Below are 14779 nucleotides of genomic sequence, written 5' to 3'. Positions count from 1 at the left end.
CTGTTTTTCTAAAATAGTTAAGATTTTTCCAAGTGTGAAACTTTGATTTCGTTTATTTTTTAAGCACTTAGGATTACATTCCGAAATTGAAATGAAAATTGAAAATAAATATTTTTTAAATATCTTGTGCTTAAAAAAGTCGAGTTAGGCAAACGTTTCATTTGAGTTTCATAAAATTGCCTTTAAGTTTGTCATTCTATAAAATTTTGATCTTTCTCCATTGAATTATTTTTGAACACTTTCGTTCAGATTTTCATTTTGAACGTTTATTTAACCCAAGTTGTAACGTGACCTGAAATTGTTGCCTTTCTGAAATAAGCTTCTCATCAATTCAATTCGTTTGATTGGCAAACGAAAAGAGAGTTTTTACGATTTTCATGCAAAAAGTGAGTAAAAAAAAATAGGGATTATTGTTATGTTCAAAAAAATTCTTTCCATTGTTTCTTTATTTTTATTCCTACAGGGCTGTACGGCTTGGCCCATATTGACGGGTGCGCTTGGGCTTGCCGCCGGTAAAAAGAAGGGAGACAACGGACTTTTCGGGCTTTCTTTTCTAGGAAATTCACAACCTGCAGCGTTGAAAAGAATCGAAATCGCTACCTCCGAGTCTGCCATTGCCAAAGGCACCAGCACTCAAATCCAGGTAACTGCGATTTTTGAGGACGGCACTCATTCCGAAATCACATCATCTTCTACGATTCTTTGTTCCAATAGCACAATCTTGGATTGCCAGAACGCCGCCGGAAAGGGAGTAGGGATAGGAACCGCCGATATTACCGCAAAGTATCAAGGTCAGGAAGCCTCCGCGTCCGTCCGAGTCACAAACGCCGTTTTAGTTTCTCTACAACTGAGTTCCGTCGATTCCGGAAATTTACCAGTAGGCTTTAACAGAGATTATACGCTCATAGGAGTTTTTTCCGACAATACGACTCAGGATTTGACTTTAGATACGAGCGCCAATTATACTTCTACGAATCCAAATGCTGCGGCTCTTTCTGCGAACGGTAGGGGACTAACGGGCGTCAGTTTCAGTTCCACCACCACTTTAGTCGCTTCTTTCGGTGGAAAAGCTACTTCCGTAGTCGTGACAACCGCCGCCGTTTCGCTCGTATCCATCCAAATCACTCCGGTCAATCCTTCGGTTCCTTTAGGCGGGAATCGGCAATTTACGGCCACTGGAATTTTTTCGGATCTCAGCCAAGCCGACATCACCGCAAGTGTTTCTTGGAATTCTTCGCAAAACGCCGTTGCAACGATCAACTCTTCCGGCCTTGTATCTTCCCAATCCGTGGGCAATTCCACGATTTCGGCTTCGAACGGAGCCATTACGAGCAATACACAATCCTTTACCGTCACCGCCGCTCAACTGACTTCTATTTCTATCACACCATCCAATCTTTCTTTGCCGAAAGGTTTGAGCCAACAGTTTACGGCAACGGGTTTGTTTACGGATAATTCAACTTTGGATATCACTTCTCAAGTCAATTGGACTTCTTCCGACAATACGCTGGTTTCGATTTCAAACGCTCCGGGAACGGAAGGGAATTCCACTTCCGTTTCTCCGGGGGCTGTTACGATTACCGCGGATATCGGCGGGATTTCCGGTTCTGTTACGATGACTGCGACGAACGCAAGCCTGGTTTCCATTTCCGTTACTCCCGCAAATCCTTCCTTACCGAAAGGTTTGACGCAACAGTTTACGGCTACGGGAACCTATTCGGATAATTCCACACAGGATCTCACAGCGGTTGTTGTATGGTCTTCTTCCGCAGTTTCGAAGGCGAGCGTTTCCAACGGTCCCGGAATCGAAGGAAGAGCGAATGCCCTTACAACCGGAACGACTTCGATCAAGGCAACCCATACGAGCGGAATTTTCAATTCTACAACGTTAACCGTAACACCCGCTGTCCTGAGTTCGATTCAAGTGACTCCTACAAATCCTTCGATCGCCAACGGATATACAAAACAATTCTCCGCGACGGGAACGTATTCGGACAATTCCACCCAGGACCTTTCGCTTGTGGCGACGTGGACTTCTTCGGCAAACGGCGTGGCCACCGTTTCCAATGCGACCGGAAGCGAAGGACTGGCTACTTCTCTATCAATCGGAACCACAAATATCAAGGCGACTTACAACTCGATTACGAGTCCGGCCTCGACTTTAACCGTGACCGCCGCCGTGCTCGTTTCCATTTCCGTAACTCCGGGAGCTCCTTCCAAAGGAAAAGGTCTTACCCAACAATTCCTTGCCACAGGAAATTATTCGGATAGTTCCACCGCCGATCTTACCAACTCCGTAACCTGGACTTCTTCGGATTCTATCACCGCAAGTATCAGTAACGCCGTCGGAACGAAAGGAAAAGCGAACGCTTTGGAAACGGGAACCAGTTCTATTCAGGCCGCTTTAGGTGGAATTTCGAGCAGCGCCGTTACCTTTACCGTGACTTCTGCGAGTCTCGTTTCCATTTCCGTTACTCCTGCAAATCCCGGAGTTCCGAAAGGTTTGACGCAACAGTTTACGGCTACGGGTACGTATTCGGACGGATCCGTTCAGGTGATCACAGACTCGATTACCTGGTCCTCGTCCGCGACGGGATTTGCGACGATTTCGAATGCAGTCGGATCTCAAGGATTGGCTAACACAGATAACGTGGGGGCTACCACGATCACCGCTACGGACGGAACCGTTTCCGGAACTTCCACGTTAACCGTCACAGCGGCGAGTCTCGTTTCGATTTCGGTTTCGCCGACGAGCCCGACGATCGACACGACAACTACGAAACAGTTTTTTGCAACCGGAACTTATACGGATGCTTCCACGCAAGACTTGACCACGGCCGTGACCTGGAGCAGTTCGAACGTCCCTTCCGCTACGGTTTCCAATGCAACGGGTTCGGTAGGTTTAGCGACCGGCGTTGCCGCCGGGAATTCTTCGATCAAAGCCACGTTAGGCGCATTGTTTGGAGCTACGAATCTTACGGTCAACACGATAGACCTGACGCCACCAACCGTTCTCTCCGTAATCTCACTGACTGCGAGAACCGTTCGAGTCACATTCTCGGAACCGGTGAACACGGCTCAGGCGACGAATACAAACAACTACAAGATTGCGAATTCGGGAGGTTTGAGTCCAACGGCTTCTTGCGCGAATAACTCCGATTTTACTGGTAACAATCAAACTGGAACATTCAACCTAACGAGTATCGTAGGAAATGGAAGTGTCTTTACGATTACTCTAAACAACGATCAGGTTTCGGGAGCCCCTTATACGTTGCTCGTAAATAAAGCTGGAATTCAGGACTTGGCTACCACTCCGAATTCTTTCGGTTGTCCGAATAACGCGGACTTTATCGGACAAGAAAAGATCAAGGTTTCTTCCGCAATTTGTAGCGGCTTGAAGGAAGTGACGGTTGCATTTTCCAAAACGCTCCTTGCCGGAACGGGAGTGGGTGGAGCGGAATGCACGACTTCCGTGGAATGTGCAAAACGTTACAAGATCGTCGGAGTTTCCGCGGTAGGTAATATTACCAACGCTAAAATTTTGGACGGTACCGTTTGCGGCGGCGCTCCGGCCGATCCTACCAAAGTGTGTCTAACGCATTTGTTGGATCAGTCCGGAGGTCAATACACGATCCTCGCGGCGAATAACGTAGACGGAGACGGTTTTAACAATACGGCTTGGGGTGCAGTGCAACACCAGAACGCGGATCTTACGACGGAGAATCTTCAGACGTCTCCGAAAGATAGAACGATTTTTATCGGATGTGGAACCGCTCCCGTCAATTTCGTAGACGGCCCGATCGCAGTAGATCCGTTCGGTGACGCCTCCAGCTTCGGGTATATCACCAATTACAATAACAAGATCTACATCGGTCCCAACGGGGGAGGGAATCAAGCCGTACGTTTCAATTACGACGGCACTGTTCCCGAGTCTGTATCTTTTTCCTTTATGCAGGATTTAGGTAGCGGTTTTCGTAATACGGCAGTAACTCGGGACGGAGGAATTCCGGTGCCGAGATATGTGACTATGGGGCATACGCTTTGTAATCCCAACACGGCGCATCAGGCCACCGGTTGTGGACCGGACAACGAAGACGGTAGGGGAGTTTTTACCGCGGGCACGTTAGGAGGAACACCGCATCTTTTGATCGCGGGAGCCAGATCCGCGGAAAACTTCAACTACATCTATTACACATCGGATACGGATGCGGGGCTCGACTTTAAATACATTGATACCGGAAGTATTACCGGAACCGTGGCTGCCGGAACTTCCGCATTGTCCATTATGAACGATCGGATCTACGGAGGGTTTGCAAAGAAAAACTCATCCGGCGGATCCAATTCTCCGGACTTTGGAAAAATTTCCTTCAACACCGCAGACAACGTTCCCAACACAATCAACGGTCATTGCGACGTCGGTTCCGATTGCGAGGCGGGTTTGACTCTCAATGGGACGAATCTTAGGCTCAACTACATGCCTAATTTCGGAGGGGGGAGCACCGGAGGAGATAATGCGAGTCCAAATTGGGCCAAACTCGTCGGGGTGGATTCCTTATTCGTATTCAATAATAGAATATACGCAGCCAACGGAGGAAATCACGCCATTGGACACAATGGAACGATCATCCGCTCCAACAACGGAAATCCTATTGCTTGTGCGGGCAACAATCTCTGCGCGGAATGGACCGAGATCGGTCCGAGAGCCGATGCAAAGTGGCATAACGGAGCTGCCGCCAATTGGTATTCTCTTGAATTGGTCAGTACCTACGATCTGATTCCTTCAGATAAGGCGTTCGCTCAATTTGCGGAGTTCAACGGTAATCTTTATGTAACCAGGACCCTTTGTAATACGGCACAAGCTGTGGCCGGATTCAAAGGTGCCGTATCCAACATAGCGGGTTGCACAACGGCAGGATTCGGCAACCGTAGACCCCAGCTCTGGAAATGCGATCCTACCAACGGTGGGACCGATGCTGTCAATCCTACAACTTGCGAAGCGAACGAATGGTCCGTTGTAGGGGATGACAACAATGGTTTTACTAACTTCGGCGATGGAAATAATCACAGTGCAACAATGCTCGTGACCAACGGAAGCCATCTCTACGTGGGTTTTGACAACGGGGCAGGAGTTCAGATCTGGAGAACCAAAGCGGGTGTCACCAATCCGGGTGCAAATTCTACGGATTGGGAACAAATCGGAGGAAACGGTCTCGGGGATGCAGCCAATAATACCCAGATCTTTTCCGGAACTTCCGCCAATACAATCAATGGAACGAAATACATCTATGTGAGCACCGGTAAGGGTGGGGTTCCGATGAGAATTTTCAGACAACAGAACAACTGACGGGGATCGGTATAAGAAAATGAAATTCGATCCTATAAGGTTTTTTGAAAGTAAAAGATCGGCGCGTTTTTTTGTCCCAAGGGCGGAGCTTGGAATCCGTGCAGTCGGAATCGTTCTTTGGATTTTTTGCGGTGTATTGGCCGGATGTAAGGAGGAAGAACAGGAAAAACTTTCCTTTATCCGGAACGATCGAAACGGAATGATTCGTTTGCAGTCCGTGAAACACGGACAGTTGAACGGAGGTTTGAAAGAATATTCTTTTATTCTAAAACAAGCCGAAAACGTACAGGGAGTTTTTCAAATCGATTCGGTCGGATCCAATGTAAGAATTCGGCTGACGAAAAAGAATTTTCGGATTCGTTCCACGACCGATTGTATCCCGTCCGTTTCGGAAAATTTACGCTCCTGTCGTTTGGAAATTCCATCCTTGGAAAAAGGAAAGTATATACTTTCCGTTTTCGAGGAAGGGCCGACGAGCTGGGGATCCGATTTCAATTTATTCTCCGGAATTTACGGTAAGGGTTATGCAGATTTTGAACTTTAAGACAAAACCCGTGATAAAGTTGTTTTTGACCGTGTTTTTATCGATTGTATTCTGGAACTGTCAACACGTCCGAGTTCGATTTGCTCAGGAAAAACCCGAACCTTGTAAAATTTCCGAACAGAAAAAAGAATGTAAGACGGCTTTGGAACAACGAACCAAAAATCAGTCTTTGCCTAAACAACAATTCACGATCGCACAGAATTTTTATTTTTGGGGATTAAAACCGGCGAACTACACGATCGACGGACTTACGTATTGTCCTGCCGGAGTGTATGAAGCGTATCAATACAGTACGTTTTTAAACGGTTTGTATGAACAGCTTACTTTGGGGATTTATACACCCAGAACGCTGATCTTGACTTGTTATTCTTCATGAGGAAGTTATGTTTAGAAAATTAAGATATGCGATTCTTCTTTCCATCGCCTGTTTTTTATTTACGTGTTATCGGACTACCTTACAGGTAATGCCGGGAAACAAGCTCGAGCCCGTTTCCTCAGTTCCGGAATTGGAGCAAGAGTTTAAACAGGGCAATTGGATTCTGGGCTTGTTCCCTGCATTTGAACCTCCCTTATTAAATCTTTGTACGAACGGAAAACCGCAATTGAAAATACAAAGAGGGATTCTCGATCATTTGATTCACTGGACCATCGGCGGATTGTATACGGTAAGAACCGTTCAGATCTATTGTTCCAAGGAAAAACCCGCCGCCGTTTCCGGACGAAGTTGAGTTATGGTTCAGATGAATTCGATATAAGAAAGTTTGGGCATGTCGAGCGACCCTTAGAGAGCGAAATAGAGTTTCTTCCTCACCACCCGCACATTGAAAAAAAACGCCTCATCTGCGAAAAAAAAGCTTGTACTTTCATCCGTACTTCCGGAACATTCTTTCAACAATTTTAAAGGATGTTTTCATGCAAGAACAGGGTGCAAAGTTTAAGAGTCAGTTAGAAAGATACATTAACTATCGCGGGATCGATATCGTCCTGCATCTTAAAGACGGTTCTCGTGTGGAATTGGATCGCAATCGTAAAATGGTAGGCGAACGGATCGTCTATTTTCCTGCAAAGAATCTTACCGGCGCCGTCGAACTTGCAAGCATCAGTCGTGCGGAATTTTTTGTCGCCTAACGAACGTAAGATTGAAATAAGCGAACGTGAATTCGTGGAGAAAGTTTGAGCGAATAGGAAACTTAAGCAAAGGAAATCTGCTGGAGTTCCCACAGATTCTGTCTGCTTGGCGGTTTATTAGGCTTTTTTGTACGATTTTCCCATCGTTTAAAAACGTAGGAGTTCCCACATTTTCAGGTTTTGGGACAAGCTCTAAAGTGTCTCTCTACGGATCGCAACATAATAATCGCTTTCGCATCGGTTACATCGAACTCGCTTTATATTTATAGTTTATAATAAAGCGAAAGATATTCGCATTGGGAACGAATGAAAATTGAACGGAAGAAACTTCCATTTTCGAATATTTTAATTTTCTAATTTAACGACCCAGGTAGAGAAAAGTTCGGCGACCAAGTTTTCTTCTTCGTCGAAGGCTTGAGAGGAAACTTTAACAATGGAACGTTTTTGTTCCGTGATTTCGGTCTTGATTCTTAGTTTTCCTTTCGTAACACTTTTGCGGTATTTGATTTCCGCCGTAGCAGTCGCGGCAAATTTATATTTTAAATCGGAAGACCGAATCCAAGCGGCCATAGCGGCGCCCGCGGAACTGTCCATCGCGGAGAAAAGCGCGCCTCCATGAACGATTCCAACCGGATTGAAAAAGGAATCGTCGACTGCAATTTCGTATTCGCTTTTTCCCGGACTTACCGAAAGGACGTTGTACCCGATTTTGTAAGAGAACCGGTCTTGCTCTTGAAAATACTCGGCAAATTCTTTTGTATTGACTTCCGGCATTGAGGAAAATGGATTCATATAATTTCAGATTTTTTATACGCAGTCCGTTGTCAACCTAAGGCGATAAACGAAGATTGTAGAAACGGGCACTTTTCAAGGAGTTAGAATGACCTTGTAAAATCCTAACCCCTAAAACCTGACCACTCGTCACTTGAAACGCTTGCATTTTATTGTGTAAAGTCTTAATCCTTAAAATCTAATCACTTGAAACGTTGGAGCTCGCACAATTTTTATTGAACGGTAAATTTAAATTTTTTGAGTATAGTATAGTTGAGATTGAACCGGAGAAACTTTTTAAAGTTCTATCCACTAAAATCTAACCCCTTGCCACTTGAAACGTGCGTTGGGGTTTACTTTTATAAAATGGGGAAATCGTTTTAGAACGCGACGATCCGAAATGTTTCGGTTCCGGCGGTTTTTGGGGCGAAAAGAAAAACTTCCGCTTTTAAGAAAAGAACATTCAATATTCTTGAAATGTTCGTTAAGAAAGATCTCGAATCAAATCCTCAATTTCCTGAACCTTGTTGAAATCTCTTTCCGTATAATTCATGTAAAGATCGTACTCCGAATCCGAAATTTTTTCGCAACGAATCACTTTGACCGGAATTTGAATTCCTCCGGAAAGACTGATGGTTCCGAGTTTGAGCTCCAAAACCGTACCCGGTTCAATGGGAGAATCGGTTCTATGAAGCAGACCTTTCAGAATATTCTCAGCCAGCCGAATGCTTTGATCGGCCAGTTTACTCAGATATACGGTGACTGTGTTTGGAATTCTGTTATAGTGCATGGCACAATCCTATGGAGATGAAATCGATTCGATCAAGCAAAATTCGAAAATTTCTTTCGAGGCGGGATGTTTTTTACATTACATTTCTATTATGTTTTGGTTATAGCGAATTGTTTTGTGGAAAGGCAATTTGTTCAGTAAAGAATCCGAGTTTTAATCGAAAACGGATGTTTCTCGATTTTTTCCTTCAGTTCGTCTCCTACCGATTTATCGATTACCATCGACAGATAACCGATTTCAGCGCTGGTTCCCAAGTGCTGGGAGCTGATATTTGCGCCGATTGCGGAGACCATAGAGTTGATGTCCTTCAAGAACCCCGGTTGGTTCCTATGAACGTTCAAAATTCTATACTGACCCGTAGGCAACGGAGTGATTTCCAAGTTCGGAAAATTCACCGAAAAAGTCGTGGAACCGTTGTTTACGAATTTCAAAAGTTTACTCGCGACTTCGGAGCCGATGTTTCTCTGGGCTTCTTCCGTACTTCCTCCGATATGAGGAGTCAAAATCACGTTAGGCAGGTTTTGCATCGGAGTTAGGAAAGGATCGTTGTTCGATTCGGGTTCTTCCGGAAATACGTCGATTCCAGCTCCGGCGATATGACCCGCCTTAATTCCTTCCGCAAGCGCTTCCAGATCCACGACCTTACCTCTGGAAAGATTGATCATGTACGCGCCTTTTTTTGTGATTTCGATTTCATTCTTTCCGTAAAGATTCGTCGTCTGAGGAGTTTCCGGAACGTGAAAGGAAATGAAATCCGAATTTTTCAAAAGTTCCTGATAGCTTTCGACGGGAGTCGCGTTTCCAAGTGGAAGAACCGCCTGAACGTCGAAGTAGACCACCTTCATTCCCATCGCTTCCGCGAGAACGGAAACTTGACTTCCGATATGACCGTAACCTACGATACCGATTGTCTTACCTCGAACCTCGAAACAATTTTTGGAAATTTTATTCCAAATTCCGGAATGAGTGTTTCGGATATGATCGGGAACTCTTCTGGCGAGCATGATGATTTCGGAGATCACAAGTTCCGCTACGGAACGAGTGTTGGAATAGGGAGCGTTGAATACCGGAATCCCTTTTTTTTCCGCTCCGGAAAGATCCACCTGATTGGTCCCGATACAAAAACATCCGATTGTAAGAAGTCTTTTGGCTTTTTCTAAAACGATCGGAGTCACATTGGTTTTACTTCGAATTCCCAGAACGTGGACATTTTCGATTTCATTCAAAAGTTCTTTTTCCGAAAAAGCGGCGGGGAGAAGACGGACATTAAAACCGTCTTTCTTGAACATATCAAACGCGTCTTGGTGGACGTTTTCGAGAAGAAGAACATTGATCTTATCTTTTGGAAATGAAATCATAGTACCTACCAAGGTTTCAAGAGTGTGGTTCTCTGAAAATTGAATTTTTGCTTTGACTTTCCCTCCAGCGAGAATCTTAACTTTTACCGCGTCTTGCGGTTATCAACATAAAGACGGATTGGGATTGATATGGAATTTTCTTTCAAATCTCCGGTAGGTGGAGAAACTGGGGAAAAATTCTCGGGGGAACCTTTTGAAGATCTTATTTTTCATTCTTCTTCTTTGTTTCAACCTGTTTACGGAAAACGGTTGTTCCGGCGAGACGATTCGTCAAACTCCCGAACCGGCTCTCGAACAGATATCATTCCATTCGGATCCTCTTTGTACGGGGTTTCATCTTTATTGTTCCTTGGGAGATACAAAGTCCCTGAATTTCAGAGGCGTTTTTAAAAATGTAAATTCGGAAAAGACGATCTTTTTGGATTATTATCTCAGTTCTTTCGAGGTCAGCTTTCCGATCGGAGTTTCCTTAAAACTCGACGGGACTTGGGTCAATCTTCGTAAAATGGGAACCGATTATTCGGAGTCGGTTAGAATTACTTCTTCGATTCCAATGGATGTCGCCGATAAGATCGCCCAAACAAAGGAAATCACGTTCAGTTTCTCTTCCAGGGAAAAAACAACGAACCAGCTTCTTTCCTCCGGAGAAGTCGCAAAGTTTCAATTCCTATTGAAATCGCTTCGTGAAAAGTTGGGCGCTCAATCGAAACTGAATATTCTAAATCCTTAATGTTTTGATTCCGAAATGGTTTATCGATTTCATAATGTTTTCGCTCTAATTAAGCTCGAGTCTATCTTGCTAACCGAGTGTTTTTATGGAATCGGAAACGATCGCGCAGTCCGAGTTTGAAATTTTTTTCGTTTATTAAGAGTTGTTGAAAAGTTTCATTGTTCGGATTAATAAAACAGCTTCAATTGTCCATTTCAATGAAGCGGAGTGGGAATTATTTTTTCAACGACTCTATTGATAAAATATTATATACAAGATCCGGAATTTTCTAAATCCCTTAAGTCCTTTAAAAAACGGATTCCAGTAATAAGTTATACTTTTTGCAAGTACGTCGGAACGACAAAAGTAGAAAACTATGGAAATAGACCGATGTCGTGTTGAAAAAATTACTCACGCGCCAATTTCTTAACGCTGTCCAAGGTGGGAGAGAGCCAGTCTTCCAAAAGAGGATCTTGGCCGATCGCTTCTTTTTTAAACATAAGGTCCTTGTTGGACATCGCAATTTCGGAAACCTCATTGATCTTTCTTGCGGTTTCGATCGCTTTCCAGTAGTGTTTCAGAGCTTCGGACGTATTACCTTGTTTTTCATAAACCGCGCCTATATTATTGGTTGCGGCGATTAACGTCTGGTAGACTTCCTGGTGATACGGATCGTCCGGTTTCGGAAGTCCCATATTCAAAAGTTTTTCTTCCATATCGTCTTGAACTTTGAGATAGTTTCCGAGACTCGCCTTATACTGACCCGTATAAAAAAAGGCGTTCGCTTTACCCATCAGTAACGTGGGATGATCGTATTCGTCCTCGTCTTCAAAGCCGGACCATTCGTTTAAGGAAGCGGCAAAGTCCCCGCTCATATAATCCACCCAACCTTTGAAATAACGAAGTTCTCTTTGAATTCCGGCGGGAAGAGGGGTTCTCCATCTACGGATCAAAGTGAATTCGTTTTCGTCGGCTTGAACCGATTCCGCTTTGGAAAATCCTTCCAGGGAATTTTTGAGTTCCATGGACCTTGTTTTAGCGGCCGTATTCATAGCGGCTCTTGCTCGGAACGGATAAATCTTACGGCCCGGAAATTCGGTGATTTTATCTTTTTCGTGAATTCCCGCCGCGGATAAATACTGGATTCTTGCCTTATCAAAGTAAATACGGCCGACGTTTCCTTGGATCAGGGTTTCGTCTTCGTCTCTCGCTCCGTAACTTTGTTTGTAGTTTTCAAAACGTTTGAGAGATTCGTTTAACAATTTATCCGCTTCGGAAAAATTTGCCAGACGGATCGCGTTTTCGGCGAGTTCCACGGAAGCAAGAAAATGCGCCGGATCTAAAGCGGCCGCCTTTTCAAAAAATCTTCTGGCTTGGATCGATTCCTTGATCGAAGCAAAGTATCTTCCCCTTTGATAGTATCCTTCGGCGTAATTGGAACCTTTGATTTTAGTTCCGGTTACCGGATCTTCTTCCGTTTTATGATAGATGAGATCCAGAATTTGAAGGGCGTTGTCGTTAACTTCCATTCCGGAAACCTGATTCATCGGATTGATATTATAACGAATTCTTAATTCTTTTTTATTCAAGTCCGTGTAAAACGAAGCGAGTTTGGAAAGGACGTGAAGAGAAAGTTTTTTTTCTATATCCAGATTGTTTTTGATCTGTCTATGGTGATTGATCACGAACTGAGGATTTCCGTCTTCCTTCCACATTTCGATATACGTGGAGAGTAGACCGCCTTCTCCTACCGGACTGGAAGGATCGATCTCGACGATCTTATTGTAAAAAGACGCGGCCTTACCGAATTCCCTTCGATTGTAATAGATCTTTGCGATTCCCGCGGTGGATTCCTCCTCGTAAGGTTCGTTCCCGTCGGTAAAGACTTGTTTAAAAAAGTTGATCGCAAGTTGATCGTTTTTATACTTTCCACCTCCCAGAGAGGATTCCGTAAAGGAAGGCATGATGGAAGAATGAAATCTTCCCAGATTCTTATATGTCGGATTATCGTGTGTTTGTTTTTCCAAACGCATCACGATATAAGCGCCGGCTTTGATAATCTTTCTTTGGATCCTGTCTTGAGCGATAAGAATCATACGATTTTCGTTTCCGATTTTTCCCGCGATCGGAAGTTTACCGTTGTCCCAGACTTGACCTTTGGCGAGAGCGATGATGGGAACCTTTTCGCGTTTGTCCCAAGAGTTGGAGGCGGGTTCTTCTCCACCCGCGCCGAAATCGGGACTGACCTTACCGAATAATTTTTCAAAGGCGCGATCGTATTCTTCGATTCGTGTATATTCCACGCCGTATAGATTCAAATATTTGAGATGATTCGGGAGAATGTTTTCTCCTCTGGCAAAGGATTCTTCCGCTTCGAGAAATTTTTTCTTCCGAACCTCGCTGTTTTTCGGATAAGCTCCCGCTTCACGAACCAAAGTAAGACCTTGATCGTAATACTGAGCCGCTTGATTCGGGATGATAAAGTTTCTATAGAATAAGGTTCCGCCGACTACAAAAAAGAGCGTAGCGGCGATTGTAATGATTGTCCTTCGGACCGCCTTTTTTTGTCTTTGCAGTCCCTCTTTTGTATAAAGAGGGTCCGTCGAAATGATCGGAATTCCGTCTTTGGAAAAACCGCTCATTCTTTGGGAAATGGAAACGGTTTCTCCGAGAACTCCAGAGAGAAAGTCTGCGATTTCTTCCGGAGAACTTTCGATCTTGATTAGTTCTAAAAGTCCTTTTTGATCTCTGGGGGTAAGTCGATCTTGAACGATCGCGTCGATCACCGCACGACGAAGCGAAGGCGGGTATCTGAGAATTTCCTTTTGGATGATTGCGAGTTCTTCGTCTTTGAGTCCCTTGTCGATTTCCTGTTTTTCTTCGGTCGCAAGTCCTTGTAAGTCCGCTTCTAAACTTCCGGAATCAAAATCTTCTCCGCCCGCATCCAAGTCGGGACTGAAAGAATCAAAAGAGGGATCTGCGTCGCCCGGTATGTCGGATAACGTGTCTTCGGAAGGAGTAAAGTCCGCGAAAGGATCTTCGGAAACCGTGGCGGAAGGGGAAAGATCCGAAAAAGGATCCTGGCCCGCGGGAGAACCTAAATCGCCGAAGTCCGCAAACGGATCGGATTCGGTTGGTGCGGGTCCTGAGTCCGCGGGAGAACTGAAAAAATCGTCTCCGCCGGTCGGCTCCGAGGACATAAAATCATCAAAGGAATCTTCGCCCCCAGAGGTTTGTGAATCGGAAAGACCGAAATCGTCTTCTCCGACGGGTTTTTCCGTTACACCCATTCCTGCAAACGGATCGGAGTCGTCCGCAGAAGTTTCCGGAGTAGAAGTAAACGTGTCAAACGAGTCTGTTTCGGAAGACGGAGTGGATGAAAAGTCATCCATAGATTCCGCTCCAAAATCACTTCCACCGAACGGATCCGCTTCCGTTGTTTCTCCCATTCCCGCGAAAGGATCCTCGGAGGAAGGAGCCCCTAAATCGGCAAATGGATCCGCGGAGTTCGTTGCGGTTTCTTCTTCAAAAGAGAAATCGTCCGTTGTTGCCGGTTGTTCTTCGGAAAGTCCGAAATCTCCCAATGCGTCCGTTTCTTCCGAAACCGTAGGAGAAGGTTCGGATTCCATACCGAAATCCGCAAATGGATCCGCCTCACCGGAATCGGCGGTCGGGGGCGCCGGTTCTTCTTCCAATGAAAAATCATCTGCCGGAGTTTGTGTAGGCTCCGCTAGGAGTTCGTCTAAATCGATATCATCGTCTTCAAAAACTTTGGTAGGAGGTCTTTTCGAACTTTTAGGCGCTTCATCCTCAAAATCTTCTTCTTCGTCCGTGTCCTCGTTCGGTTCTTGGGGCTGTGTTTCTTCTTCCTCTTCGTCGTTTTGAGAAGGCTTTTGAGTTCCGTATCCCATCTTCTGACGAAATACGGAAAGCATCGGATTGAGTTCTTCCGAAATGTCCGGGTTTTTGGATAAAGGCTCTAAAATAGAACGAATTTGCTCTAATTCAGCTTCGCTCAGTGGGGTAGAATTCGCCTCGGCCATGATATCCTGCTAAATTATATCGGTAGGCTCGTAAATTCTCCAAGGAAAAAACTCATTTCAAAACCGAGTAAACCCGATCCGAATCGAAAAAA

At 44.9% G+C, this 14779-nt stretch carries 10 protein-coding genes; 6 read left to right on the top strand and 4 right to left on the bottom strand.

Features of this window, described 5'->3' with window-relative positions; translation table 11 throughout:
* Window positions 1-415 precede the first annotated feature (415 nt).
* The 5 genes from LEP1GSC194_RS14580 to LEP1GSC194_RS14560 all read left to right on the top strand — a co-directional run bounded on the left by LEP1GSC194_RS14580 (window position 416) and on the right by LEP1GSC194_RS14560 (window position 7016).
* On the top strand, window positions 416-5344 hold the full coding sequence (locus tag LEP1GSC194_RS14580) for a beta strand repeat-containing protein (protein WP_020774259.1): 4929 nt from the start codon (window positions 416-418) through the stop codon (window positions 5342-5344).
* Window positions 5345-5363: 19 nt separating this feature from the next.
* A complete protein-coding gene (locus LEP1GSC194_RS14575) occupies window positions 5364-5888 on the top strand; it encodes an LIC_10463 family lipoprotein (RefSeq protein WP_020774355.1) in 525 nt (174 codons plus the stop codon).
* A complete protein-coding gene (locus tag LEP1GSC194_RS14570) occupies window positions 5869-6264 on the top strand; it encodes a Bor/Iss family lipoprotein (RefSeq protein WP_020774274.1) in 396 nt (131 codons plus the stop codon). Before LEP1GSC194_RS14575 ends, LEP1GSC194_RS14570 begins: the two co-directional genes overlap by 20 nt.
* Before the next feature lie 7 nt (window positions 6265-6271).
* Window positions 6272-6616: an LIC_10461 domain-containing protein gene (locus tag LEP1GSC194_RS14565; RefSeq protein ID WP_020774336.1), complete on the top strand. Its 345-nt coding sequence runs from the start codon at window positions 6272-6274 to the stop codon at window positions 6614-6616.
* 184 nt (window positions 6617-6800) lie between these two features.
* Window positions 6801-7016: a hypothetical protein gene (locus tag LEP1GSC194_RS14560; protein ID WP_020774370.1), complete on the top strand. Its 216-nt coding sequence runs from the start codon at window positions 6801-6803 to the stop codon at window positions 7014-7016.
* A 345-nt stretch (window positions 7017-7361) separates the two neighbouring features.
* Here LEP1GSC194_RS14560 and LEP1GSC194_RS14555 read toward each other — a convergent pair whose 3' ends face one another.
* From LEP1GSC194_RS14555 to serA, 3 genes are all read right to left on the bottom strand, one after another.
* Window positions 7362-7790, bottom strand: coding sequence for a PaaI family thioesterase (locus tag LEP1GSC194_RS14555; protein WP_020774354.1), 429 nt, complete (start codon window positions 7788-7790; stop codon window positions 7362-7364).
* Between the two features lie 481 nt (window positions 7791-8271).
* Complete coding sequence (locus LEP1GSC194_RS14550) at window positions 8272-8577, bottom strand: hypothetical protein (protein WP_020774295.1); 306 nt, start codon at window positions 8575-8577, stop codon at window positions 8272-8274.
* A gap of 134 nt (window positions 8578-8711) precedes the next feature.
* Window positions 8712-9935, bottom strand: coding sequence for a phosphoglycerate dehydrogenase (gene serA / locus LEP1GSC194_RS14545; RefSeq protein WP_020774383.1), 1224 nt, complete (start codon window positions 9933-9935; stop codon window positions 8712-8714).
* 193 nt (window positions 9936-10128) lie between these two features.
* Between serA and LEP1GSC194_RS14540 the strand changes: the two genes are divergently transcribed.
* A complete protein-coding gene (locus LEP1GSC194_RS14540) occupies window positions 10129-10665 on the top strand; it encodes a hypothetical protein (RefSeq protein WP_017808908.1) in 537 nt (178 codons plus the stop codon).
* A gap of 386 nt (window positions 10666-11051) precedes the next feature.
* Here LEP1GSC194_RS14540 and LEP1GSC194_RS14535 read toward each other — a convergent pair whose 3' ends face one another.
* Window positions 11052-14687: a tetratricopeptide repeat protein gene (locus LEP1GSC194_RS14535; RefSeq protein ID WP_020774306.1), complete on the bottom strand. Its 3636-nt coding sequence runs from the start codon at window positions 14685-14687 to the stop codon at window positions 11052-11054.
* Window positions 14688-14779: the final 92 nt, after the last annotated feature.

The sequence above is a fragment of the Leptospira alstonii serovar Sichuan str. 79601 genome, from assembly GCF_000347175.1.
In the GTDB taxonomy this organism is placed as follows: Bacteria; Spirochaetota; Leptospiria; order Leptospirales; family Leptospiraceae; genus Leptospira; species Leptospira alstonii.
This window is presented reverse-complemented; position numbering and strand designations above follow the sequence as displayed.